Consider the following 25215-nt stretch of genomic DNA (forward strand, 5'->3'; position numbering starts at 1 on the left):
TATGAAGCAATTGAATAAAAAAAATGGAATAATAATTTTTGTAGTTGTTCTTTCTGTTTTGTATGTAGGCTACCGGATTTGGGAATTTAGGTCGGGCGCAATTGCCTTACAAAAAGAAGCACTTGATAACTCAATTCCAACGGTTGCCATTACTCATGCCAAACCATCGCCTGCCGAAGAAACGATTAAACTTCCAGGCAATTTACAAGCCTGGTTCCAAGCTCCGGTTTATGCTCAGGTATCGGGATATGTTCGCGAATGGCACAAGGATTATGGCGCGCAAGTGAAAGTTGGAGATATTCTTGCCGAGATCAACGTGCCAGCTCTCGATGCGAAATATCGACAATCTAAAGCAGATTTAGAAACGGAACGGGCTCTTAATGAGCTTGCAATAATTACGGCAGAGCGGTACATAGCATTGCGTAAGAATCAAGCGGTGTCCGAGCAATCGATCACAGTCAAAGTAGCAGAAGCAAAGGCTCAAGCAGCAAGAGTCAAGGCTGCGGAGCAGCATGTCAAGAGTTTTGAAGCATTGATTCGATTTAAAACAATTGTTGCTCCATATGAAGGTGTAGTCATTGATCGTAGTATCAACGTTGGAGACTACATCAATAAAGAAGGTACGATCAGCACGCCATCGGGTGAAGTAGTCAGGAATCTATTTACTGTGGCTGATATTAGTCGGATGCGCTTGTTTGTTAATGTACCGGAGAGATTCGGTCCTTTTCTGCATGATGGATTAACAGCCGATGTAACGGTACCGCAGCTTCCTAATCGGCACTTTACCGCTCATTTTTTAACCAGTGCCCGTGGCTTTGACACCAGTACACGTACGGTAGTAACCGAGTTTGTCATTGAGAATGAAGATAAAGCTTTGTGGCCTGGTTCTTATGCGACTGTTCATATAACCGCTCAAGTTGAGAAAGATATTCTTACTATTCCATCGAGTGCAATGGTGTTTCAAGAAAAAGGAACGCAAGTGGCCGTTGTGGATGATGATCATCGTGTTCGTTTTAAATCGATCATGGTAACTCGAATCTTAGATGCTACGGTTGAGGTGTCTGAAGGAATTTCAGTAAACGATCGAATTATCAATAATCCCAGTGCCGCTTTACTGGAAGGTGATCAAGTGCGCATAGTTACACCTACAAAAGGGTATATGCTAGAAGACAAGTCGGGGTCGGAATTAAAAACATCTCGAGAATCGGCACTGCGAGAACAACATGCACCATAAAGATCAATTGGTTAATTGACTAGATCTATTAATGCAATCCTTATTTCTGAATTTGTGGTATTTTGGTATAAAGCTCAGCGGCTATTTATTAGCTGTAGCTATTCTTGCCGCTTGCGGCACCTTTCCCGCAGTTAATCTTTCTCCTTCATATCAACCGACTCAATTCGTTGTGCCAGATTCATGGCAAGGACAAAGCCCATTCATCAAAGCCAATCCATCGGATGGTGAGCTAAGGCCCGATTGGTGGAAATTGTATGATGATCCGGTACTGGATGGACTTATAGAGCAGGCAATGATAGCCAATCCTGATTTGCACGCAGCCGCTGAGCGGTTTATCCAAGCGCGTAATATCATGATGAAAGCTCGATCTCAGTATATACCTAAGGTCGGTATCGGGTTCGGTGCTTCGAATAATAGGCAATCCGATCATAGCCTTTTCCGCGGCCTTGGGGAGCATGATCAGGATGTAAGGGTTAATACAGGTGGAATCGCATCCTGGGAACCAGATTTCTGGTCAGAGCTACGGAATGCGGCACGAATTGGAATTTATCGCGCTCAAGAGCGAGCAGCAGATTATGGGAATGCGCGACTCAGTCTACAAGCAGAAGTAGCATCGTATTACTTCATATTGCGTGGATTGGATGCACAAATTGCAATCTACACGCAATCTATCGATCTCTATAACTATTCATTGAATATTGTTGAAGAGCAATTTTCTGGCGCAATTGCATCAGCTCTTGATGTTGCGCGGGCCCAGTCGTTGTTATATAGCACCGAATCAAAAATAGCGATTATTCGAAGCGAGCGTCAGATGATGGAACAAGCCATTGCCGTTCTTCTTAATCTTGCTCCGGCTAATTTTAAGCTTGAGCCAGTCGATAATTTCCATCAAATCAATCTTTACATTCCTCAGACGTTTCCTTCTACTTTGTTAGAACGCCGGCCTGATATCGCTGCAATGGAGCGCAGGATGGCGCAGGCTAACAGCGCTATTGGCATTGCTCGTGCCGCATTTTTCCCGAATGTGGCTTTCCGACTTGGAGGCGGATTAGAAGATTCTGGTCTCAATCTACTCAGTTTAGCAAATAGTTTTTGGGCTTATGGTTCCACTGTTTCTCTTCCAATCTTTCAAGGTGGATATCGCCGCGCTCAATTACAACAATCATGGTCGGCTTATCGCGAAACAGAAGATTTGTATCGTGCAACAGTGTTGAATGCTTTTCGTGAAGTTGAAGGAAATTTGATCCAAACGCATTGGTTGACTATCGCTGCCGATCGGCAAGATGCATCTGTTGGGGCGAACCAAAAAACACAAGACCTTACTATGGAACTTTACGTAGGTGGGTTGGCTACAAGTCTTGAACTCATTTATGCGCAACTCAATACATTGATAGCACGTGTAGAATCTGTGCAGATCAAAATTAATTTGTTGAAAGCATCCGTGGCACTAATTCGTTCACTCGGGGGTGGGTGGAATTACAAGGATCTACCTAAGGATGATCAAATTCAGCCTTTCCAAGTATTTCAGTATTGGAATCTTGAAAAACCGATGCCTGTGGGAGGCATAGATGTCAATATTGACAAACCTGCGGTCAATGATTTAACAAAACCCTTCACGAATCATTGAGGATAATAGAAGATTAGTCGGATTTGATACGAATAATTGTGGATTTGCGTAACATTACGATATCGTGTGATGGAATTGGACACACCAGTGAACTCTTGAAATCGCTTGCATAGCTGAATAGTAATCCATCGAGACGATAAGAATTTACTCAAGTTTTGCATGCCGAGAATCGCGTAGGAAATTTTATTTGACTATAAAGACAACCGGTCGTATTATCTATGTATGCCGAAATCAACCCAAAAAGAACTCAATAAAGAAAATCTGCTGAACCAAGGTGTTGCTTTTTTCATGGAGCAAGGTTATCACGGCACCGGATTGCAGGAAATTCTCGATGCAGTGAATGTTCCAAAGGGTTCTTTCTATAATTATTTCGGAAGCAAAGAGGATTTTGGTGCCGAGGTTATTCAGCACTATATTGATCCTTTTATTGTGAAGTTATCCACACATTTGAGCAAAACCGATGTGGATGCGCTAAGTGCAATCAAGAGATATTTTGACGATCTTATTGCAGAGCTCGAAAAAAACCAATTTAAAGGTGGTTGCTTGCTGGGTAATCTGATGGGAGAAATTGGCAGCACCAATGATGTTTGTCAAGAGTCTCTACAATCGGCGGTTAGGCGCTATCGAGACTTATTGCAGTCCGGATTGGCCCAAGCGCAGCAGCAAGGAACGATAAGATCAGACAAATCACCGGAAGCGATGGCTGATTTGCTGATCAATACCTGGCAAGGAGCCTTGTTGCGAATGCAAATTGAGAAATCATCTTTGCCGGTTAAGCAATGTTGCCAGGATTTGCTAGATGATTATTTTAAAGCTTGATTATTTTTTGTTCGGTTATTAGACGACCGGTCATTTCATTAATTCAATTTAAAGGAGATAGAAAATGCCAAAATATATTATTGAACGTGAAATTCCTAAGGCAGGTTCACTGACGCAACAAGAGTTGAAGGCTATTTCGCAGAAATCATGCAATATCCTAAATACTATGGGGCCACGAATCCAATGGCTGGAAAGTTACGTGACTGACGATAAAATCTACTGTGTATACATTGCTCCCGATGAAGCTACTGTTAGAGCACATGCTGAGCAAGGTGAATTTCCCGCTAATCGTATTTCTCAAGTTAAGTCCGTGATTGATCCAACTACGGCTGAATAGCATTCAAAAATTTCTGTGATTCATGAAATGATTTTCGATTAAAGGAGCGATGATATGCAACTTCGTATTTTTCACCTCGCGATACTAACGCTGGCTCTGATTGCCGCAAGTGTTTTTGAGTCATCTGCGGCAACTGAAACAGACGATCAGCTTGCACCTAAACTGCATAACTTGGGTATGCATACATTTCCAGTCAGTACGCAAAGTGAGCTTGCACAGCAATATATTAATCAGGGCCTCAATCTTGCATATGCATTCAATCACGCCGAGGCGCGTCGCGCATTTCGTGAGGCGGCAAAGCTTGATCCCGGGCTTGCGATGGCTTATTGGGGTCAGGCGCTCGTGCTTGGTCCTAATATCAATGCCATGATGGAGCCGAATGAAGAACCACAAGCTTTAGAAATTATGCAAAAAGCCAAGTCACTGATGATGAATGCTTCACCAAGAGAACAAGCACTTATCAATGCTCTGGGAAAGCGCTATTCAGGAGAAACTAAACACAGAACAGCGAATGATAAAGCTTATGCAGAGGCAATGCGGGAAGTGCATCAGCGTTTTCCAGATGATGCGGATATCGCGATGTTGTATGTCGAATCTATGATGGATCTGCGACCCTGGGGTTACTGGATGCTTGATGGTACGCCGTATGAAGGAACAGCTGAAATCGTTGCGCTTACGGAAGATGTATTACGACGTAATCCGCAACATCCTGGTGCATTGCATATGTATATTCACCTGATTGAACCGACCAGTACGCCCGAACGTGCTGAGAAAGCAGCCGATACTTTGTTGAGTCTAATGCCGATGGCAGGACATATGGTACACATGGCATCGCATATTTATCAGCGAGTCGGTCGCTATGCCGATTCTATAAAAAGCAATCAATTGGCAATCAAGGCGGACGAAAATTACATTGCGCAATGCCGCGCTCAGGGGCTATACCCGATGGTTTATTATCCGCACAACATTCATTTTCTTTGGTTCGCAGCCACAATGGATGGTCAAAGCAAAATTGCAATCGAATCTGCCAAACAAGCTGCGAGTAAGATTGACGATGAAGTGCTAAAAGCAATTCCATTGACGGCAGTTTTTCGCGTGACACCCTACTGGGCATTGGCTAGATTTGGACATTGGGAGGAGATTCTTGAACAACCTGCGCCACCGCCAGCCAATCTATTTTTGACCGGGAGTTGGCACTATGTGCGTGGTCTTGCATTTGTCGCGATGCAGCAATTGCAACAAGCTGAGCAGGAGCTAATAGCATTGCGCAAGATTATGAAAAATCCATCGCTAGACAATCCATTGCTGTCTAAAAATACAACCAGTACGGTGCTTGGTATCGCGCCTGAAGTACTGGCGGGTGAAATTGCTGCGGCACGCGGTCAATTTGATCAGGCCATCGCATATCTTGAAAAAGCGGTTCGATTGGAAGATGCCCTGGTGTATACAGAGCCGTCAGAATTTCATCTTCCGCCGCGCCTGGCGCTGGGCGCTATCTTGCTGGAATCAGGTCAGCCATCTGAAGCAGAAACTGTTTATTGGGAGGATTTGCGGAGAAATCGTAATAGTGGTTGGGCGCTTTATGGACTGATACAAGCATTGCGTGCGCAAAAAAAAGATGATCAGGCAGTGCTTATCGAAGCGCGTTTCAAGAAAGCTTGGGAGCGTGCTGATGTTACCTTGCAGGCATCGCGCTTTGGGCATCCATTACGGTGAGGAAGACGTAGTATGGGGATTGGCAACAGATACGACAAACTGAAGAGAAGTTATAAAAGTTAACGCTTCAAGATTGAATCATGGTCAATTGTAGAAAGTGCTGCCAAATTCCAACGTGGTTGGATGGTAAAACTACGCGCTGGTTGCAGCAAGGTATGGTTTTCTTGTATGGATAATCGCAGCGCACCTGCTAAAGCAATCATTGCGCCATTATCGGTACAAAATTCTAACTCGGGATAAAAAACAGTTGCCCCAGCGAGCTTCGCTTTGGTGCTGAGGTTGTCGCGTAATTGATTATTGGCTCCTACGCCACCTGCTACAATCAATTGTTTTATGCTAGTTTGTGATAAGGCGGTCAAGGATTTTTCTACTAAGACTTCGACAATTGCATCTTGAAAGGCCAAAGCAATATCGGCGCGGGTTTGTGAGGTTAGTTCGTGCTTATTGATTAACGTCAGTACGGCTGTTTTTAAACCGCTGAAGCTAAAATTGAGATCTTTGCTATTTAGCATCGGTCTCGGTAGCTTGAAACGTCCAGGTTGCCCTTGATACGCAAGTTTCGATAAAGCTGCGCCACCGGGATATCCCAGACCGAGTAACTTCGCAGTTTTATCGAATGCTTCACCGGCTGCATCATCGACAGTTTCACCCAATAATACATATTGACCGACTGCACTGACTTGCATTAATTGTGTGTGTCCTCCCGATACCAATAATGCAATGAAAGGAAAATCTGGAGCAGGTTTCGATAATAAAGGGGATAGTAGATGTCCTTCCAAGTGGTGTATGCCGATGGCTGGGATATTAAGTGCGAAGCTCAGTGCAGCGCCGACACTGGCACCAACCAATAATGCGCCTGCTAAGCCTGGACCCTGCGTATATGCGATGGCATTGATTTGGCTTAATGTCCGATTGGCAGAAAGCAACGTTTGTTGAATGAGTGGCAAAATGTACCGGATATGGTCGCGCGATGCTAATTCTGGCACGACACCACCATATTCACTATGCATTGCGACCTGTGAATGCAGTGTGTGACTCAGTAGGCCGTGTTTCGTGTCAAGAAGTGCTATTCCCGTTTCATCGCAGGAAGTTTCGATACCTAGAACAAGCATGGGAAAAATAAGTTGTTTTTCTTGGAGAGATAATATTGTTGATGTTATAATCCGCGGTTTTTCGTTTCATCGTTTTTTGCTTGTTCACATTATATAGGAATTAATCTAAAGGAGATTTATGACGTCCATTAAAGTTAAGGAAAATGAACCATTTGAAGTTGCAATGCGTCGATTTAAACGGTCTATTGAAAAAACAGGTATTTTGACAGAATTGCGTGCTCGCGAGTTTTACGAAAAACCTACTACTGAACGTAAGCGTAAATTAGCTGCCGCTGTCAAACGTAATTACAAACGCTTGCGTAGTCAGTTGTTACCCCCTAAACTTTATTGACGTCCTGTTAGGTAATAAGCGAAACGAATAAAAAATTCCATGTTCTATCGTATGGCATGGATTTCTCTTCATTTGTTGCTTCATGGTATTTCTAATGAGCTTAAAACAAAAGATTACTGACGATATGAAAGCCGCAATGCGTTCGGGCGATATTAAGCGGCGCGATACAATTCGCCTGCTGCAAGCTGCGATTAAGCAGCGGGAAGTTGATGAGCGTATTGTGCTTGATGATACTGATATTATTCTTGTAATTGAAAAAATGCTTAAGCAGCGCAAGGATTCTATCGCGCAGTATGAGGTGGCACAGAGAATGGATCTGGCCGACATTGAAAAAGAAGAGGTGTCGGTTTTGATGGACTACATGCCCCAACCGCTGAATGATACAGAAATAACCGCGTTGATTACGGAAGCGATTGCTGCGTCGGGTGCGCAAGGCGTGCGAGACATGGGTAAAGTGATGTCGATATTGAAACTGAAGCTTGCCGGACGTGCCGATATGGCCAAGGTATCGATCCTAATCAAAGAAAAATTATCGGGCTGAAATTCGTATTGAAAAATACAATCGGGGAATTTTCGTGAAATTTACCTGAATGTCTTTATAATTTTGCTGAGTTGTTATTGGATTCACTAAATGATTCCTCAGTCTTTCATTCTTGATCTTTTGAATCGTATCGATATCGTTGACGCGATTGATCGATACATTCCACTGAAAAAAGCAGGCGCCAATTTTACTGCCTGTTGCCCTTTTCACAACGAAAAAACACCTTCTTTCACAGTCAGTCAATCCAAGCAATTTTATCATTGCTTTGGTTGTGGTGTGCACGGGAATGCGATTGGTTTTTTAATGGAGTATGGCGGCTTAAGCTTTACTGATGCAGTAAGCCAGTTAGCCGAATATGCTGGGATGCAAATGCCTGCGCCCGTGACTGTATCGATGAATTTACCAGATTCAAGTGGAAGCCCCGAATCCTCAGAAGAGTTTGTGCAAAACCAGACCAATATTTCGACACAGGATTTGAATCAAACTTTGCAGATTGCAGCCCAGTTTTACAAATCACAGCTTAAATTATCGCAGAAAGCAATTGATTATCTAAAAAAGCGTGGACTATCTGGTAAAACTGCAGCTCGATTTGGTATTGGATATGCGCCCCCAGGTTGGCAGGGCTTGAGTGCCGCATTTCCTGACTACAAATCGGAACAAACGCGAAGTATATTGCAACAAGTGGGACTAGTGGTTGTCGATGCAGATAAGCAGTATGATCGTTTTAGAGATAGAATTATATTCCCGATTGTTAATTTAAAAGGCCGCATCATTGGTTTTGGTGGTCGAGTAATCGAGCAGGGTGAACCTAAGTATTTAAATTCACCAGAAACGGCACTTTTTGGTAAAGGGCGGGAACTTTACCATCTCTTTTCAGCGCGCCGTGCTATTCGTGAGGTCGATCGTGTTATCGTTGTCGAAGGCTATATGGATGTTATCGCATTGTCGCAATACAGTATTGATTATGCGGTCGCTACTCTCGGTACAGCTATCACGAGTTTTCAGATACAGCGATTGATGCGTCAAACCGATAACATCATTTTTTGCTTTGACGGTGACAATGCTGGACGTAAGGCTGCATGGCGCGCTTTAGAAAATAGTTTAGAGTTTTTATCGGATAATAAGTATTTGAGTTTTCTCTTTTTACCTGAAGGAGAAGATCCAGATAGCTATGTGAGCCGCAACGGTAAAGAATTATTTGAGCAACAACTAATGCGTGCTACACCTTTATCTGAGTTTATGTTCAAAGAACTATGCTTGGGTATCAATTTGCAAACTAGTGAAGGTAGGGCAAAGCTAATTCATCAGACAAAGCCGCTATTACAACAAATTAAAGCACCTGCATTGGTTTCGTTGCTTTTGAAAAAATTGGAGGAACTCAGTGGGGTTAACCAAAATCAAATGGCAGGTTTGATGCAATTAAAACCCGCATTAAAAAGAGCGAACATTCAGCAGGATCATGTTGCAAGGCAGTTGATTACACCCTATCGACGTATCATCATGATGTTATTGTGCAAACCGGGCTATCTCGAAAAACTTGATCGAGAATTATTGGTCGAATGTGATGAAACCAAGCAAGAACAAGGTGCATTGAAAGCATTGGTTGATTTGTTGGATAAAAATTTGCATCTAATTGAGAATCCATTGACACATTCTATTTTGACTTATTTTAACGATATTCCCTATAAAACCTTGCTGGAGAATATTGAAAGTGAAATGCTAGAATGGGATGATATGATTGATTTAGAAGCGGAATTTATGGGTGCTCAACAACTGTTGCGACAAGCGCAACGGAATAAGCGTATGACTGAATTACATAGTAAATCATTAGCGCAATTGACGGACGAAGAAAAACAAGAATTGCAGAAACTGACTTCGTTTTAAATCGTAGAGTAATTTTTAAGTAATTGCCTAATGTCAGCATTACCAGCTTTTGTTATAATCAACGGCTTTTAATTTTTTTAAATCCATATTAATAAGTTGGAATTCAACATGCCAAGAAAAAAGGAACTCAAAGCTAAAAGTGATGGGGTTGACGTTGCTACAAAAATAATAACTAAAAAGGCACAAGATATTGATAAAAAAATGATTAAAAAAGAAAAAAATACCTTAATCAGCGAAGCCGAAAATGGAATAAGCAAAAACGCTAAAGTGGTTTCCAAGGTGGAAAAAGTAACAAAAGCGATAAAAAATGAAAAAAACTTTATTCACGATGATGCTTTGGATTTGGAGGGAGTTTCCATAGAAACCGACAGTAGCTTGGATAAAATTGCCGAAACCGCTTTTGATGAAAGCGTTGATGCGGCAGTTAATGCTAAAAAAGGAAGAGGAAGAATCGCCAAGAAAGCAAAATCTGTCACAGATAAAGATTTAGTTAATGAATTAGAACCTTCTTTATCTGTTGGGCAAAGCGCTGCCTTACTACAAGATATCGAAGCGCGTCGGATGCGCCTGAAGATATTGATTGGATTAGGTAAAGAACGAGGTTATCTGACTTACGCGGAGATCAACGATCATCTGCCTGATGACATGCTAGATGCCGAGCAGATTGAAGGTATTATCAGCATGATCAACGATATGGGCATTTCCGTGCATGACGAGGCACCGGATACGGAAACGTTACTTATGTCAGATGCTGCTACAACGGTAGCAGATGAGGATGTGGCGGAAGAAGCGGAAGCTGCACTTTCAACAGTCGATTCCGAATTTGGGAGAACCACAGATCCTGTGCGAATGTATATGCGAGAAATGGGGTCGGTAGGATTATTGACACGTGAAAGTGAAATCGAAATTGCTAAACGTATCGAAGGTGGGTTACGCCATATGATTCAGGCGATATCGGCTTGCCCACCTATCATTGCCGGTATTGTTGCTTTAGCGAAAGACATTGAAAAAGATGTATTACGTATTGATGAAGTTGTTGATGGCTTGCTGGATATCAATGCGCAAGACATTATGAATGAAGAGTTCTCAGAAGATTCGTTAGCGCAAGAATTAGAAGCGAGTGATTTGGATGGCGGCGATGAAGATGAAGAAGGTGGTGATGCTGCTTCAATTGCAAGTGCTAATCTTTTGAAATTAAAATCTGATGCATTAGAGCGTTTTGCTGTTATTTGCGGTATTTATGATGAAATGCAACTGCTGCTTGAGAAAAAAGGGCCTCATCATGCTGGATATATCGAATTACAGGAAAAGATTTCCGCAGAATTAATGGCAATCAGGTTTTCTGCAAAAATGGTGGAGAAACTTTGTGACACGCAACGCGATTTGGTCAATAATGTTCGTAGCTATGAGCGGAAGATCATGGATTTATGTGTGACGAAAGCCAAGATGCCACGCAACTATTTCATCAAGTGCTTCCCCGGAAATGAAACAAACCTTGAGTGGATTGATCAGGAAATAAAGATGAACAAGCCTTACAGTCAAGCGCTTGAACACTATAAACCTGCCATCATGGAAGAACAACAAAACTTGTTGACGTTGAAAGGGGCTATTGGTATACCTATCAAGGATCTAAAAGAAATTAACCGTAAGATGTCAACGGGAGAGGCAAAAGCACGCCGCGCTAAACGCGAAATGACGGAAGCCAATTTGCGGCTGGTGATTTCGATTGCTAAAAAATATACCAATCGCGGATTGCAGTTTCTTGATCTGATTCAAGAAGGTAATATCGGTTTGATGAAGGCGGTTGATAAGTTTGAATATCGACGCGGTTATAAATTTTCGACTTATGCAACATGGTGGATACGTCAAGCCATTACTCGATCAATTGCTGATCAGGCGCGTACTATACGTATTCCGGTGCATATGATCGAAACAATTAACAAAATGAATCGTATTTCGCGTCAAATTTTGCAAGAAACGGGACAAGAACCAGAGCCAGCGATATTGGCTGAAAAAATGGAAATGCCGGAAGAAAAAATTCGTAAAATACTCAAAATTTCCAAAGAGCCTATTTCAATGGAAATCCCGATTGGGGATGACGAAGATTCGCATTTGGGTGATTTTATTGAAGACGCGGCGACAATGGCGCCATCAGATGCGGCGGTGTATGCGAGCTTGAGAGGAGTAACAAAAGATATTCTGGATTCTTTAACACCGCGTGAAGCTAAGGTTTTGCGAATGCGTTTTGGCATTGAAATGAATACTGATCATACATTAGAAGAGGTTGGTAGGCAATTTGATGTTACGCGAGAACGTATTCGTCAAATTGAGGCCAAGGCGTTGAGAAAACTCCGACATCCAGCACGTTCTGAACGTTTACGAAGTTTTTTAGATACAGGTAACACTTAATAAGTATCCTGAGGGTCTGTAGCTCAGTTGGTTAGAGCAGGGGACTCATAATCCCTTGGTCGCTGGTTCGAGTCCAGCCAGACCCACCAAATAAACAAGCACTTAGAGATAAAATCCTAAGTGCTTTTTCTTTCTCGGGTTACATTGAGGCTATTTCGTAGCTACTAGCTATGAATGTATCAAGATCGATTTGCAGTATGCGATTTTTTACAAGTATGAGTTGATATGAGCTAGTATAGGTCTTGAAGACAGATATCTAAATTAGTAATTGAGTGTACGATTACTAAACATTTTACAACCAATGAAACATTTATTTCCGACCTAATACAGGCAGGTCGATAATTATCCAATGAATTTTTTCTCTCGCTACTTGGTTTTTATTTTAGTTATTATTCTGAATGTCATTGTTGTTTACTATGGTTCGACTTATCCATTCATTTATGCCGTGTTGTTTCTGATAGGCCCATTACTGGTAGTCGGCTTTTACGATATTACTCAGAATAAATGGACTGTTACGCGGAATTACCCAATTACAGGTCATTTACGCACGTTCTTCTATTGGGTGCGGCCTTATTTGCGTAGCTATATCGTTGAAGATGATCTGACTGGTACGCCATTTTCTTATCGTGCACGTAATCTTGTTCATGCTCGTGCTCGCGGTAATATAGATACACAGCCGTTTGGGACTGAACAAAACGCATATGATGAAAGCTATCGCTGGATAATTCATTCGATTGTTCCGGAAGAATGTCTTGACAAATCACCGCGGGTTGATGTGGGCAACGATCAAACAAAAAAGCCATATAGCGCATCGGTTTTCAATATTTCCGCAATGAGTTTTGGCGCGCTTTCGGCCAATGCCATTGAAGCACTCAATTTCGGCGCAAAACAAGGTGGGTTTTATCACGACACAGGAGAGGGCGGTCTTAGTCCTTATCATCTGAAACATGGCGGGGATATTGTTTGGGAGCTAGGATCGGGTTATTTTGGGGCTCGCGATAAAAATGGTAACTTCGACCCAGAGCTCTTTAAAGACCAATCCAGCGTGGATGAAGTCAAAATGACCGAAATCAAACTCTCGCAAGGAGCTAAGCCTGGACATGGCGGATTACTGCCTGCTGCTAAGGTTACAGAAGAGATCGCTCGTGTACGCAAAGTTCCGCCTTATGAGGATTGTTTGTCTCCCCGTAGGCATAAAGCATTTTCTACGCCGATTGAAATGCTCGAATTCGCGGCACAAATGCGCGACTTGTCCGGGGGGAAGCCAGTAGGGATTAAGCTTTGTATCGGGAAACCGTATGAGGTTTTTGCAATCATGAAAGCCATTCTAAAAACGGGTATCAAGCCAGAATTTATTGTCGTTGATGGCGCTGAAGGCGGAACGGGCGCCGCACCCGAGGAGCTCTCCGACTGGGTTGGCATGCCGTTGATGGATGGTTTGATTTTGATGCGTAATGCTCTGGTCGGCACCGGGCTTAAATCCTCAATCAAGCTAGCGGCTAGCGGGAAAATCTATTCTGGTATGGGGTTGGCTTATCATATGGCACTTGGTGCGGACTGGTGCAATGCGGCACGGGCATTTATGTTTTCCATAGGATGCATACAGTCACAGCGCTGCCATTTGGATACTTGTCCCACAGGTGTGGCAACCCAGGATAAGCTTCGTCAACGAGCCTTGGTACCGAAGATTCAAGGTCCCCGCGCAGCTCGTTTTCACGGCAAAACATTGGAGGCGCTTGCGGATATTATAGCGGCTGTGGGTCTTAAGCATCCGAGTGAACTGAAGCCCTATCATCTCATGCATCGTGTTGGTCCAGAGAAATCACAAACGATTGATACTATTCATACTTTCCTGCCGGAAGGGATATTATGTGAAGCACCGGAGGATACGATCTATGCGGATTGGTGGAAAGTAGCACAAGCCGATAGTTTCCAGCCAGCATTTGACTTTCATGAATATCGCGTGAGAGCAAGAAATTGATGATTTAAGCCGAGAGTAGATTTATATATATCGCTGCGCAATTGTGTTGGCGACAGATAGGTGATTTTAGTGAGCCTCTAAATCGCTTATTGCCGCATCTTAAATTTTCTATGGTAGTCAATTTGGAGTTCCTGCTTCCTTCAACTCATCAATTGTAATTTGCATCCATTTTTACAGCGCATATCAGTTTTGCAGGGGCATTGGTATTGGTGTTGCAAGCATCCTTGTTGCACACAAATAGTAGCGCTATACAAGTATCGTGATGGATAGGCACTTTCACACTGATCAACAAATAGGAGAAATTTATGATAAGAATTATCGGAATTACTGGAAGCCTACGAAGCGGTTCGCTTAATACCGCCTTGTTACGCGCGGCTGCGAATTTAATGCCGAGCGATTCTACGTTGGAAATCGCGACACTCAAAGGTATTCCACTCTATGATGGGGATATCGAAGCTAATGAAGGCATTCCAAAAGCAGTTCTTGTGCTGCAAGAGCAAATTGCCGCCGCTGATGGGTTATTGCTAGCTACTCCCGAGTACAATAATTCCATGCCTGGCGTATTCAAAAATGCGACCGACTGGTTGTCGCGACCACCCAGCGGTACTGCGCGAATTTTTGGTGATCGTCCGGTTGCATTGATGGGAGCATCGCCTGGTGGATTTGGTACGGTTTTGTCTCAGAATGCTTGGCTTCCTGTGCTACGGACATTAGGTATGCGTCCATGGTTCGGTGGGCGGCTACTCGTATCGCGAGCACACCATATTTTTAACGAATCGGGTGAGATGGTGGACGAGGCGGCGCGTAAACAACTTCAAGATTTTTTAATTGGATTTATAGAGTTTATTCAAGCTGGTAGCAAGTTGCGGCGTTGAAATTGTTAATCCTGAGGGTAATCCTCCCATTTTTAACAGGAGTTTCCAGTAGAGGGTTTTAGTTTAAAAGCTTCTGCCAACTTCATTGCTGGCGTGATACCTCCAAGTGCCATGCTCGGACGTTCATTATTATAAATCCATAACCATTGTGTAGCGGTAAGCTGTGCCTCTTCAATGGTCATAAATTCATTCATCTCCAGCCATTCATGCCGGACGGTCCTGTTATAGCGTTCTACATAAGCATTCTGTTGTGGCTTCCCTGGTTGAGTGTAATGGAGCTGAATACCTCGCTTCTCTGCCCAGCAACAAAGCGTGGCACTGATATTTTCCGGCCCGTTATCACAACGAAAGTTCGAAAAGACCGGCCATTGGTGAGCTGATCAGCCATGAAATCCATCGACCATGTATCATTGGGCCGTTCTGGTACAGCCAATGGCTCGGGCTTCTCTCGTTTTAACCGCTTGCGCGGCTTAATTCGTAAATTCAGCTCCAGCTCACGGTAAATACGATACACACGCTTGTGATTCCATCCAAAACCCTTCACATTACGCAAATAAAGGAAACATAAACCAAAGCCCCAGCGCTTGTGGCAAGCCGTCAAACGTAGTAACCAACCGGCGGATTCCCCGTTCTCATCGGCCGATAACGATAGCAGCTCTCAGAAATGTCAAATGTTGCACAACGCCAAAACGATACTAACGGACTTATCCTGTACTGCCCACTGTGCCATTACTTTGCGCTGTGAAGGCTTTACCACTTTTTTCCGAGTGCTTCCTTCAACAGCTCATTCTGCATCTGGCTTTCCGTAAATCGTTGCTTCTTCATCAGTAAAATTCCTCTTCGTCCACGATAGAAAATTCTACTGCTTTGCTCCTCTAATTTTGGGGGGGATTACCGTTGCAGTGTTGAAATTGTTCATTCCTGATAATAGTTGCGCTTTATAATCTAATTTTTTAAGGAGTATCGATATGTCGAACCGGAATATCACACGCAGGCAATGTTTAGTAGGAGCCTGCGGTTTGGGTGGTTTGGGCTTGGGGATGGCTTTGGGCGTCAAAGCCGAATTATCTTCCACCAAATCAATCAATATAGAAAATGCGGAGGAACCTTATCCACGTAATGCCAATGAAGCGCTGGTACGATTGAAAGAAGGGAATAAACGCTTCATCAATGATAAACCGTACCATGCGCACACAAACATTACTTGGAGAAGCCTTCTCGTCGAAATCCAGAAGCCTTTTGCCACCATTCTGGGTTGCAGCGATTCCCGCGTGCCTCCTGAGTTCATCTTCGACACCGGATTTGGCGAACTTTTCACGATACGGCTGGCCGGCAATATCATCTCAGAAGACGTAATCGGCTCTTTACAATATGCAGTGATTCATCTACATACGCCATTGATCGTCGTACTGGGTCATGAGGGTTGTGGGGCTGTTACAGCTACTGTGGAAGAGATGCTCGATAGAGCTAAGGAACCAGAACGTATCGAATCGCTGATCCAATTGATTAAACCCGGATTAAGTAAGCTCGATCTGAAGCAACGCCATAATGCTTTGCTGAGTGCTGCCGTAGAGGCCAATGTCCGTTGGTCTATACAGCAATTGTCCGTTCTTCCGGAAAGAGAGCGAATCGATATAGAAAAACGTGCGGTCATCATTGGAGGGGTTTATGATTTGGCGACGGGGCGTGTGCGATTTCTGGATTAAATTACGCAAGGAATTAATCAGCGCTCCCCTAGAATTTATAAGTTACCCAAGTGGTAAAGTAATCGACTTCCTTAGCTGCGTATTCGGTTTTCAAAAAATCGCTGGGGAAAAAATGCACATAACTTGCTACGACTGTAATATGCGAAATAGGCTCCCAAGTTAGCACGAATGAAGGCGAGCTTCCCGAATAATGCTTCTGGCCAACAGTAGAAATCGGAGAAAAGATGGGCACGGTCGCAATAGAATATATCGCATCGTTGACATTTTGGCGCCAAAAGAATCCCCAATCAAAAGAAGCTTTTAATTTTTCCGTTAGTGATAAATTGAGCGATGGGTGGATATGGATAAAATTGGGTGGTCCACCCAAATCTGCAAGGTTAAAATAAGCACCTGTAGGAAATAGCGGATTATAGGTACCTAATGTAGATGATTTACCATCTCCACTGGTAATGTCTGCTCGCATGCCGATTTGAGGGTTTAGTGGCAACTGCGAAAAGTTGTAATGTGTATCGGAAGCGGCAGCCCATGCCCTAATATCATTGGAACCAAATTGACCAAATTGGCCGACGAATTCGAAATTATATTTCCAGGGGAAAGGGTTTCCCCAGATTCTTGCACCAACCGTATGCCTAACCTCGTGCCCTCTGCCTTGTGCAAAAATGGCATGGCGGTCATCGTACCCTAAGTAATACAAATCGACATGACCATCGGGTAATAGTGGCCAAACTCTAATCGCATAGGCGCCCCATAGCGACTTATTTGGATTACGGTCATCGTCAAATACGCCGGTTAAATTTCTGACTGGTTTGCCAACAAAGCCGTCTATCGACCAATCTCCTAGTATAAATAGCAGTTTGATGGCATCGAATGATCTTCGATTATTAGGCACTTCGCGACCTGAGATCAACCGTCCCGAGCCATACTCTATTTCTTGTCGGCCAAAGCGTAAGGTTACTGAATTACTGCTGCCGAGCTTAGCAGTTAGATCCATAAATCCTTGGTGGAGATCAAATGCATTTTCGTCTATGTCGGGTCTGGGGCCGCCTTTCCGCCAATCTTCGAAAGTACTCATAAACTGGGCAAATACACGGATATTTGCGCCTAGATGCAAATCACCATGGAGCATATAGCGCTGAAGCCAAATATTACTGTTGCCATTTGGATCGGCAGGCTCCTTACCATATTTTTCATTATGATAAAATTCATAACGCTGTCGCATTTCTCCACCGATACTTAAATACCAATCTTCCTGATTATTTAAAGAGATATACTTTATTGGATTCCAAAAGTCAGTGTTGCGAGGGGAATTTCTAAGGTAGCGATAGTCTTCCTGATAACGCAATGATTTATAACTGCTGATGAATGAATTAGCTCCTTTTTTAGTTAATTCATCCTGTTTGTCTTCTTTGCAGCAGAAATGGAGTCTAGGCCCACTACTTGAATTTATAGATAACTTTTCTTCAAGAAATAATGATTGATCAGCATTGGCGAGCTTCACATCTTTGGCATTAGCTGAATTTATAAAAAAATATCGATCAATAAAAAGCCATTCACCATAAGCTATTATGAATACATGCAAAAAGAAATAGCTAAGCAATCGTGCCATCATTTACAGAACCGTTGATTTATCGCTACTTGTCCACTCGATGTAATGCAAAGATACTTCAGGTTTAATTACTTTCTTACATAGTGAACTCATGAATTGGTCATTATCGAATCGTATGAAACTGGAGATACCGGGGCTCCACCAGCAAAATGGGAAACCTTCGGAACTGTCTCGCCGATATGAAAACTATTGACTACTTCCTGAATGCGTTGATCTTCTCGAGTTATACGCGCATGTTGACGCAAGTGGTCGAGCCAGGAGCTAACCTGAAAAATCTCTATATAGCGACCAGGTACGGCAAGATCCTCGAATACTCCCCAAGCGAACGCGCCATCACGGCGCCGGATTATTCCTAGCGAGTTTATTGCGCGCAGGAAATCTTTGCGTTGGTCCAATACGATCTCGTATTCGATCGTAACTAGCACAGGGCCACGATTTTTGTCCGGTTCTTTTGCGATGGACGGATGTGGCCAATGATAAGACGGAGTCAGATCGGGTGTTTCCTGTGGGCCCAGGCTGAACTTCCGTACTATCAGCGCCGCTATTACAGCACCAGCAGCCGAAATCAGCAGTGCAACAGGCGTATTGGTTTGAGCGGCAACCTTGCCCCACAAAAGACTGCCAAACGTCATACCGGTGAAAAATATCATAATATAAAGAGACAATGCGCGGCCGCGAACCCAAGCTGGAACCGAAATCTGTGCGGCAACTTGCAGTGATGACAAGACGCTAAGCCATGCCGCACCGCAAACCGCCATGATGATATATAGTAATACATCGTTTCGGATCGTTGCGATAGCCAAAGTAGTCAATGCGTAAACTATGGTTGCGATAAATACCAAGCGATCTCGAGTGGTATGCTTGTATATACGCGGTAGCGTAATAGCAGTGATCACTGCGCCAACACCAACGGAAGTCAACAAAAAACCATATGTTCCTGGATTACCTGCAAGTTCGTGTCGTGCGATTAAAGGAAGCAGCGCCCAAACAGAACTCGCGAAGACAATAAAAGCCGTCGCGCGGATCAGTACTGCACGAAAAGATGAAGCCATCCAGCTATAACGCAACCCAGCCCGTAATGCCTGAAAGAATCGCTCAGGCGGCAAAGCATGCTCATCCGGTAGGCGTCTCCAATACCATAGCATGATTGTCATACCGATGAACGAAATCATATTAACGCCATAAGCAGCCCAAGCACCCAACTGTGCCAATAACAAACCACCGATAGCGGGACCGATCGATCGTGACAAATTCATCGATAGCGAATTCAATGCAATAGCTTGCGATAGCAGATTTCGAGGAACGAGGTCAGCGATGGCGGCGCTCAATGCTGGCATTGCCATAGCTGTGCCTAATCCCAAGGCAAAAGTCAAAATTAATAAACTCCAAGCATTCAGTTGACCCGTTGCAGTAAGTACAGCCAGCATAGCCGCCGCAAGCATCATCCAAATTTGTGTGCAGATCAAATAACGGCGGTGATCAATAGTATCGGTAAGCGCTCCGGCGATGAGTGCAAACATCACGACCGGTAGCGAGGTTGCCACTTGTACCAGAGATACCATCACAGGAGAAGATGACAGGTCGGTCATGACCCAGCCGGATGTGGTTGCATTGATCCAGGTGCCAATGTTGGAACCTAGTGACGCAAGCCAAAATATCCGGAACATCGGCATCTGTAAAGGTTCCCAGGCACCGGGATGCGAAGTGCTTGAAGTATTGGTATCGATAGATTTGCTCATCAATGAAATATCAGACTCGATCAGACAGACAATAAAAACCTGTCCCGAAATTTATACCCAGCATGAGCAGCCGAGCGCACCCCAGAAACTGTTTTGGTCGCCGGCAGCTATGGCATTCTGGTAAGCGCGTCCATGTGCATGGCCATGTACAAGGCAGCTAGTACCGCAGCCACAAGCCGTTTGAGCGAATGCGTGTAGCGATGCTGTGTTTGCTGTCGGTTTGAAATAACCACCGAAGTGATTTACTGGAGACCAATCGGGCATAGCTGGTGGCAAGGGTGGAGAAAGCGCATTGAATTCATCGTCACCATAGACAATGCGGCCGCCGACGACGGTCAGCACTGACACAAGATGGCGGATTTCGTTTTCCGGAATCTTGAAGTAATCGGCGGATAGTACGGCCAAGTCGGCATATTGGCCGGGTTTGATCTGGCCTTTGACACCCTCCTCGTTCGAGAACCAAGTATTGGCATGTGTGTACAGGCGTAATGCAGTCTCGCGATCGACGAGATTGGCTGCCGGATACAGCGGAAGATTTCCCAAAGTTTTGCCGGTAACCAGCCAATACAGCGCATTCCAGGGATCATAGCTGGCTACGCGGGTGGCGTCAGTACCTGCACCCACATTTACTCCCAGCTCCAGCATCCGTTTATAAGGCGGCGTGCGTTCCACAGCTTTATGGCCGTATCGTTGCACAAAATATTCGCCCTGATAGGCCATGCGATGCTGTATGGCAATACCGCCACCCAGTTTGGCGATACGTTCAAGATTGGCATCGGTCACAGTTTCAGCGTGATCGAAAAACCAGTGGATGCCGTCAAAGGGAATATCCCGATTCACTTTCTCGAAGACATCCAGTGAGCGGGAAATGGTTTCATTGTAAGTGGCATGCAGGCGGAATGGCCAGCGATGGCTGACAAGAATGCGTACCACAGCTTCCAGATCGTTTTCCATGTGTGGCGACATATCTGGGCGTGGCATGCGGAAATCCTCAAAATCCGCTGCGGAAAAGACCAACATTTCACCTGCGCCATTATGGCGGTAGTAACCATCGCCGTCGCCAGGTTTTATCATCTTTGTCCATTTGGCGAAATCGGTGACCTCTTCTCCGGCTTTTTGTGTAAACAAGTTATAGGCAATGCGCAGGGTCAGCTCACCCGCTTGATGCAATTCTTCAATGATCTTGTAGTCATCCGGGTAATTTTGAAAACCACCGCCGGCATCAATGACGCTGGTGATGCCCAAGCGGTTCATTTCCCGCATGAAATGGCGTGTGGAATTGATCTGATAGTCATAAGGCAATTTAGGGCCTTGGGCAAGCGCTGCATACAGGATCAGCGCATTGGGCTCTGCCAGCAGCAGGCCTGTCGGTTCTCCGTTGGCGTCTTTGGCGATCAACCCGCCTGGTGGATTGGGTGTGTTACGGTCATAACCGCAAGCACGCAGAGCCGCACGGTTTAGCAAAGCACGGTCGTACAGATGTAAAATGAAAACTGGAGTATCCGGTGCTGCGGCATTGATCTCATCTAGCGTCGGTAAGCGTTTTTCTGCAAACTGCATTTCAGTAAACCCACCTACCACCCGTACCCACTGCGGTGCGGGTGTGCGTGCCACCTGTTCCTTTAGGCGGCGCATGGCATCGGCCAGTGAAGGGATGCCATCCCAGCGTAATTCCAGGTTGAAATTGAGTCCGCCGCGGATAAGATGCAAATGAGAGTCGATCAAGCCCGGAATAACACGTCGGCGATTCAGATCGATCACTTGCGTATTGCTATCCGCCAGACGCATGACCTCACTGTCACCTCCCACAGCGATGAAACGACCATCGGCGATGGCGACAGCCGCAGCTTGCGGGTGCTGTCTATCCAGCGTGGTGAATTGGCCGTTGCGAAGGATCAGTTGAATTTTAGAGCTGCTCATCATTTTTTCCTTTAGACGACATGATTGGTACGACTGCTTGCGGAAAGCTCCATGCTACTGAGACTAAATTTTTCCTTGGCGGCAATAAGATGCAGAGGGAACGCGATAGCTATCCGCTTTCGCGTTCCGTACCGTCTTATTTCTTGGTAATGGCGAAGTAGCTCGTCATCAGGTTGCGATAGTTAGGCAGATAGTTAGAAAATAAAGCACCCAAGCCTTCGATATCGTTACGCCAGTCGCGGTGCAATTCGGCAGCTACGCCAAACCAGCTCATCAGTTGCACCCCGGCGGCTTGCATGCGTGCCCAAGCGGCATCGCGGGTTACTTCATTGAAAGTGCCGGAAGCATCGGTGACTACAAATACTTCGTAGCCTTCTTCGATTGCGGATAACGCCGGGAAAGCCACGCAGACTTCAGTTACCACACCGGCGATGATGAGTTGCTTACGGCCGGTTTTTTTGACCGCCTTGACGAAGTCTTCATTGTCCCAAGCATTGATATTGCCGGGGCGAGCAATATACGGTGCATTAGGATGCATTTCCTTGATTTCCGGAACCAATGGCCCATTGGGACCGTCTTCGAAACTGGTGGTCAGGATGGTGGGCAACTTGAAATAATTGCCGCATGCGGTGATGGCCAATACGTTATTTTTGAATTCATTCGGCGAAAAATCCTGCACCAGAGAAATCAGTCCTGCTTGATGATCAACCAGTAGTAAAGCGGCATCATCCTTGTTAAGTCTGTTGTATTTAAAGTCTTTATTCATTGTAACTCTCTTTTTTGTTGATAATTAATTGTGTGTTATTACTTAATACAGTGCGTAGAATCGATCGCTGATGATCTTCTCATCTTTCCAGTGTTGCACCGCCACCTGATCGAATTTTTTGTGACCAAGATCTTTATGCTTGTATTCATAATGCCACTCGGTCATTGTAACGTTTTCTCCTATGGCAGTTGATATGATTTCCGATTTGAGCCATGCTTCAACCCCTTCGAATAATTCGGATTCGCGGGCTTTGGCTTGCTCCAATCCTTTCGCCACCACATCGTTTTTTTCGACCACGATGCAATCGGGATGGTAATACTTATCCATCGATTCCAGAATCTCACCCTTGAGGATCATCTGGTTCAAATCGTTGAGTTTTTCTTCTAAAGTCATGTTATTCCTAATGTTTTGCTTTCTGCACAGCCTGGGCTTTGTCGTAGCTCTCGATCAACAGCCGGTAATGCAACATAGGGTAATCAGCATAAAGATCGGCAAATTCTTTAGCTTCTGGTCGATTCCAAGTCACCTGCAATTCGGAAAGAACTGCGAGTGTATCGATAGGAATAACACCGGCCTGCACAATACGGGCAATGGTTAAATCCGTAGCCATTTTGCTCCAATTACCCGAGGCATCCACCACAGCATAAACTTTATAGCCGGCGGCTACCGCACTGATAGATGGGAAGGCCATGCACACGCTGGTCAGTGTACCCGCCAGGATCAGCGTTTTGCGACCGGTGGCTTCGACAGCTTTGACAAAATCAGGACTATCCCAAACATTGATTTCGCCGCGGCGTCCCACGTATTGCGCATGCGGAGCAGCTTCATGAATTTCCGGAATCAGCGGGCCATTCGGACCATCCGGAACGGAAGCAGAAGTAATGACCGGGATCTTGAGTATTGTAGCAATTTTGGCAAGTGCGATAGCATTGCGGCGCAAATCAGCTATTGGAACATCTTTCACCAGTTGAAACAAGCCGCTCTGATGATCGATCAGCAGCATCAAAGTTTCGTCGGGATTGATATGGCTCATTCTATTTGTTTCTCCTATGAGTTGATTAAAAAATTACCGTCTAAAAACGAGGCTGGTTAGTTAACAGAAAATTGGCGTAGCGCTTATGATATTCTGCCCATTTTGCCACTTTGATAGTCTATTTTGGCTTGGCGTATTTCCTCAGCCGTATTCATGACAAAGGGGCCGCTACCTACGATAGGCTCATCAATCGGTTCGCCGCACAACAATAGTGCGATGGTATTGGGTTCGCTACTGACTTGGATATGACTGCCTGCTCGGTCAAATAATCCAACTTCCGCTATACCGATAGTTTCAGCATTATTAACGTGCACCGATCCTTTGAGTACTGCTAGCAATGTATTGTGGCCATCCGGAACGGTGAGGTCGATAGACTGCTCACCGGTCAATCGCAAATCCCATACGTTAATTGGCGTAAAGGTATGCGCTGGTCCGGTAGCTTTGCCGAATTCCCCGCAATGACACGCACCTTGCCTTTATTCTCCGGTAGGTCGATGATAGGAATTTGATTCGCCAAAATACTTTGATAGCGGGGTGGAGACATTTTGTCCTTGGCTGGCAAATTCACCCACAATTGTACCATTTCTAGTACGCCACCATGTTGCGCAAAGTCGCGACCGTGAAATTCTTCATGCACCAGACCGGAAGCAGCCGTCATCCATTGAACATCACCTGGACCGATCTTGCCGCCACCGCCGGAACTGTCGCGATGCTCTACTTCGCCGCTATATACAATAGTAACCGTTTCAAAACCACGATGGGGGTGTTCTCCAACACCATGACGCTGCTCGGTTGGTGGAAATTTCATTGGCCCTGCATAATCGAATAATAAGAAAGGGCTAATCATGGGTCCTAACGCTGAGTAAGAAAACAGCGTACGTACTGGAAAACCATCACCAACCCAATGTTGGTTCACATTTCGTTGAACGCGTAACAGTTTTTTTTCAGATACTTTGGATTGCATTGTTTTTGGCATGGTTTTTATCTCCGACAAGGTTTTATACTCATATGATAGATTAATATCAATCATCCGATTAAATTACAAGTACGCACAAAAAAGATACTGCAAAAAAGAGATTAAACATGCCAAATAAAGAAGCTTATTGTTTTGTTGAAGTTACATTGAAAGTAATTGGGGGACGCTGGAAGGTTCTAATTATCCATCAATTATTGTATGGAACAATGCGGTTCAATCAACTGCAACGGAACTTGACAGGTATTACTCACCGCACTTTAAGTCGGCAGCTGCAAGAAATGGAAGCGCACCAAATAGTTATCAGAAATGATTTCAACGAGACCCCTCCGCGCGTTGAATATTCGCTATCCCCATTAGGATATTCACTCAAGTCAATTCTGCTTGCGATGGATGAATGGGGGAAAAACTATGGTATTGGAGATAAATAAAAGCAAGCGCTTAAGTTTCCTTGCCGAGTTTAGGCAAGGTCCATGAATTACCAAATTAATTTCCAACCGATACAACTAGCTTTTTCTGATCATTTTTTAATCAATGTCAACGCAGAGTGAGAATCCGGATGCGGTCTGGCTAAAGAAGAATAAGAATTGCAGCTTGGCTATCGCA

General features: G+C 44.5%; 20 protein-coding genes, 1 tRNA gene and 2 pseudogenes. 14 read left to right on the top strand and 9 right to left on the bottom strand.

The genetic code is table 11. The features are described 5' to 3' along the window. Nucleotide 1: 1 nt before the first annotated feature. From W03_RS04625 to W03_RS04645, 5 genes are all read left to right on the top strand, one after another. Complete coding sequence (locus tag W03_RS04625; protein WP_244071846.1) at nucleotides 2-1234, top strand: efflux RND transporter periplasmic adaptor subunit; 1233 nt, start codon at nucleotides 2-4, stop codon at nucleotides 1232-1234. A 31-nt stretch (nucleotides 1235-1265) separates the two neighbouring features. Continuing rightward, nucleotides 1266-2861 carry an efflux transporter outer membrane subunit gene (locus W03_RS04630; RefSeq protein ID WP_244071848.1) on the top strand — a complete coding sequence of 532 codons (1596 nt, stop codon included), beginning with the start codon at nucleotides 1266-1268 and terminating at the stop codon, nucleotides 2859-2861. A 222-nt stretch (nucleotides 2862-3083) separates the two neighbouring features. Then, a complete protein-coding gene (locus W03_RS04635; RefSeq protein ID WP_244071850.1) occupies nucleotides 3084-3680 on the top strand; it encodes a TetR/AcrR family transcriptional regulator in 597 nt (198 codons plus the stop codon). Nucleotides 3681-3744: 64 nt separating this feature from the next. Then, nucleotides 3745-4017, top strand: coding sequence for a DUF4242 domain-containing protein (locus tag W03_RS04640; RefSeq protein WP_244071852.1), 273 nt, complete (start codon nucleotides 3745-3747; stop codon nucleotides 4015-4017). Nucleotides 4018-4071: 54 nt separating this feature from the next. Continuing rightward, a complete protein-coding gene (locus W03_RS04645) occupies nucleotides 4072-5733 on the top strand; it encodes a M48 family metallopeptidase (RefSeq protein WP_244071854.1) in 1662 nt (553 codons plus the stop codon). 59 nt (nucleotides 5734-5792) lie between these two features. Here the strand turns inward: W03_RS04645 and tsaD are convergent, their stop codons facing one another. Then, nucleotides 5793-6845: a tRNA (adenosine(37)-N6)-threonylcarbamoyltransferase complex transferase subunit TsaD gene (gene tsaD, locus W03_RS04650; RefSeq protein ID WP_244071856.1), complete on the bottom strand. Its 1053-nt coding sequence runs from the start codon at nucleotides 6843-6845 to the stop codon at nucleotides 5793-5795. A 118-nt stretch (nucleotides 6846-6963) separates the two neighbouring features. Here tsaD and rpsU point away from each other — a divergent pair, with 118 nt between their 5' ends. From rpsU to W03_RS04685, 7 genes are all read left to right on the top strand, one after another. Next, the gene (gene rpsU / locus W03_RS04655; protein WP_244071858.1) at nucleotides 6964-7176 is read left to right on the top strand and encodes a 30S ribosomal protein S21; all 213 of its coding nucleotides are present in this window, start codon (nucleotides 6964-6966) and stop codon (nucleotides 7174-7176) included. Nucleotides 7177-7270: 94 nt separating this feature from the next. Then, nucleotides 7271-7717: a GatB/YqeY domain-containing protein gene (locus tag W03_RS04660; RefSeq protein ID WP_244071860.1), complete on the top strand. Its 447-nt coding sequence runs from the start codon at nucleotides 7271-7273 to the stop codon at nucleotides 7715-7717. A gap of 90 nt (nucleotides 7718-7807) precedes the next feature. Continuing rightward, nucleotides 7808-9601, top strand: coding sequence for a DNA primase (dnaG, locus tag W03_RS04665; protein ID WP_244071862.1), 1794 nt, complete (start codon nucleotides 7808-7810; stop codon nucleotides 9599-9601). Between the two features lie 108 nt (nucleotides 9602-9709). Beyond that, nucleotides 9710-12010 carry an RNA polymerase sigma factor RpoD gene (rpoD, locus tag W03_RS04670; protein WP_279600006.1) on the top strand — a complete coding sequence of 767 codons (2301 nt, stop codon included), beginning with the start codon at nucleotides 9710-9712 and terminating at the stop codon, nucleotides 12008-12010. A 12-nt stretch (nucleotides 12011-12022) separates the two neighbouring features. Beyond that, a tRNA-Ile gene (locus tag W03_RS04675) sits at nucleotides 12023-12099 on the top strand. A 260-nt stretch (nucleotides 12100-12359) separates the two neighbouring features. Next, nucleotides 12360-13991, top strand: a complete 1632-nt coding sequence (locus W03_RS04680) for an FMN-binding glutamate synthase family protein (RefSeq protein ID WP_244071864.1) — start codon at nucleotides 12360-12362, stop codon at nucleotides 13989-13991. 305 nt (nucleotides 13992-14296) lie between these two features. Further along, the gene (locus W03_RS04685; protein ID WP_244071866.1) at nucleotides 14297-14866 is read left to right on the top strand and encodes an NADPH-dependent FMN reductase; all 570 of its coding nucleotides are present in this window, start codon (nucleotides 14297-14299) and stop codon (nucleotides 14864-14866) included. A 32-nt stretch (nucleotides 14867-14898) separates the two neighbouring features. Here W03_RS04685 and W03_RS04690 read toward each other — a convergent pair. After that, nucleotides 14899-15685 (bottom strand): annotated as a pseudogene (locus W03_RS04690) (integrase core domain-containing protein); the annotation flags it as partial. A 149-nt stretch (nucleotides 15686-15834) separates the two neighbouring features. On the opposite strand from W03_RS04690, the gene W03_RS04695 reads away from it, so the two are divergent. Beyond that, nucleotides 15835-16572 carry a carbonic anhydrase gene (locus tag W03_RS04695; protein ID WP_244071869.1) on the top strand — a complete coding sequence of 246 codons (738 nt, stop codon included), beginning with the start codon at nucleotides 15835-15837 and terminating at the stop codon, nucleotides 16570-16572. 28 nt (nucleotides 16573-16600) lie between these two features. Here W03_RS04695 and W03_RS04700 read toward each other — a convergent pair whose 3' ends face one another. From W03_RS04700 to W03_RS04730, 7 genes and pseudogenes are all read right to left on the bottom strand, one after another. Then, nucleotides 16601-18181, bottom strand: coding sequence for an alginate export family protein (locus tag W03_RS04700; RefSeq protein WP_244071871.1), 1581 nt, complete (start codon nucleotides 18179-18181; stop codon nucleotides 16601-16603). Between the two features lie 86 nt (nucleotides 18182-18267). Further along, nucleotides 18268-19917 carry an MFS transporter gene (locus tag W03_RS04705; protein WP_244071872.1) on the bottom strand — a complete coding sequence of 550 codons (1650 nt, stop codon included), beginning with the start codon at nucleotides 19915-19917 and terminating at the stop codon, nucleotides 18268-18270. A 51-nt stretch (nucleotides 19918-19968) separates the two neighbouring features. Next, a complete protein-coding gene (locus tag W03_RS04710) occupies nucleotides 19969-21840 on the bottom strand; it encodes an amidohydrolase (protein ID WP_244071873.1) in 1872 nt (623 codons plus the stop codon). A gap of 133 nt (nucleotides 21841-21973) precedes the next feature. Then, on the bottom strand, nucleotides 21974-22603 hold the full coding sequence (gene ycaC, locus W03_RS04715; protein WP_244071874.1) for an isochorismate family cysteine hydrolase YcaC: 630 nt from the start codon (nucleotides 22601-22603) through the stop codon (nucleotides 21974-21976). Nucleotides 22604-22645: 42 nt separating this feature from the next. Continuing rightward, nucleotides 22646-22996 (bottom strand): SnoaL-like domain-containing protein, encoded by a 351-nt coding sequence (locus tag W03_RS04720; protein ID WP_244071875.1) that lies wholly within the window; start codon nucleotides 22994-22996, stop codon nucleotides 22646-22648. Nucleotides 22997-23003: 7 nt separating this feature from the next. Then, a complete protein-coding gene (locus W03_RS04725) occupies nucleotides 23004-23636 on the bottom strand; it encodes an isochorismatase family protein (RefSeq protein WP_244071876.1) in 633 nt (210 codons plus the stop codon). A gap of 83 nt (nucleotides 23637-23719) precedes the next feature. Further along, nucleotides 23720-24600, bottom strand: a pseudogene (locus W03_RS04730) (pirin family protein). A gap of 119 nt (nucleotides 24601-24719) precedes the next feature. Here W03_RS04730 and W03_RS04735 point away from each other — a divergent pair. Then, on the top strand, nucleotides 24720-25040 hold the full coding sequence (locus W03_RS04735) for a helix-turn-helix domain-containing protein (RefSeq protein WP_244071877.1): 321 nt from the start codon (nucleotides 24720-24722) through the stop codon (nucleotides 25038-25040). Nucleotides 25041-25215 lie beyond the last annotated feature (175 nt).

Source organism: Nitrosomonas sp. PY1, from assembly GCF_022836435.1.
Classification (GTDB): Bacteria; Pseudomonadota; Gammaproteobacteria; order Burkholderiales; family Nitrosomonadaceae; genus Nitrosomonas.

Bases quoted from the DNA above. Each gene is read 5' to 3' on its own strand.
- W03_RS04625 (WP_244071846.1), top strand. From the start codon at position 2: ATGAAGCAATTGAATAAAAAAAATGGAATAATAATTTTTGTAGTTGTT.
- W03_RS04630 (WP_244071848.1), top strand. From the start codon at position 1,266: ATGCAATCCTTATTTCTGAATTTGTGGTATTTTGGTATAAAGCTCAGC.
- W03_RS04635 (WP_244071850.1), top strand. From the start codon at position 3,084: ATGCCGAAATCAACCCAAAAAGAACTCAATAAAGAAAATCTGCTGAAC.
- W03_RS04640 (WP_244071852.1), top strand. From the start codon at position 3,745: ATGCCAAAATATATTATTGAACGTGAAATTCCTAAGGCAGGTTCACTG.
- W03_RS04645 (WP_244071854.1), top strand. From the start codon at position 4,072: ATGCAACTTCGTATTTTTCACCTCGCGATACTAACGCTGGCTCTGATT.
- tsaD (WP_244071856.1), bottom strand. From the start codon at position 6,845: ATGCTTGTTCTAGGTATCGAAACTTCCTGCGATGAAACGGGAATAGCA.
- rpsU (WP_244071858.1), top strand. From the start codon at position 6,964: ATGACGTCCATTAAAGTTAAGGAAAATGAACCATTTGAAGTTGCAATG.
- W03_RS04660 (WP_244071860.1), top strand. From the start codon at position 7,271: ATGAGCTTAAAACAAAAGATTACTGACGATATGAAAGCCGCAATGCGT.
- dnaG (WP_244071862.1), top strand. From the start codon at position 7,808: ATGATTCCTCAGTCTTTCATTCTTGATCTTTTGAATCGTATCGATATC.
- rpoD (WP_279600006.1), top strand. From the start codon at position 9,710: ATGCCAAGAAAAAAGGAACTCAAAGCTAAAAGTGATGGGGTTGACGTT.
- W03_RS04680 (WP_244071864.1), top strand. From the start codon at position 12,360: ATGAATTTTTTCTCTCGCTACTTGGTTTTTATTTTAGTTATTATTCTG.
- W03_RS04685 (WP_244071866.1), top strand. From the start codon at position 14,297: ATGATAAGAATTATCGGAATTACTGGAAGCCTACGAAGCGGTTCGCTT.
- W03_RS04695 (WP_244071869.1), top strand. From the start codon at position 15,835: ATGTCGAACCGGAATATCACACGCAGGCAATGTTTAGTAGGAGCCTGC.
- W03_RS04700 (WP_244071871.1), bottom strand. From the start codon at position 18,181: ATGATGGCACGATTGCTTAGCTATTTCTTTTTGCATGTATTCATAATA.
- W03_RS04705 (WP_244071872.1), bottom strand. From the start codon at position 19,917: ATGAGCAAATCTATCGATACCAATACTTCAAGCACTTCGCATCCCGGT.
- W03_RS04710 (WP_244071873.1), bottom strand. From the start codon at position 21,840: ATGATGAGCAGCTCTAAAATTCAACTGATCCTTCGCAACGGCCAATTC.
- ycaC (WP_244071874.1), bottom strand. From the start codon at position 22,603: ATGAATAAAGACTTTAAATACAACAGACTTAACAAGGATGATGCCGCT.
- W03_RS04720 (WP_244071875.1), bottom strand. From the start codon at position 22,996: ATGACTTTAGAAGAAAAACTCAACGATTTGAACCAGATGATCCTCAAG.
- W03_RS04725 (WP_244071876.1), bottom strand. From the start codon at position 23,636: ATGAGCCATATCAATCCCGACGAAACTTTGATGCTGCTGATCGATCAT.
- W03_RS04735 (WP_244071877.1), top strand. From the start codon at position 24,720: ATGCCAAATAAAGAAGCTTATTGTTTTGTTGAAGTTACATTGAAAGTA.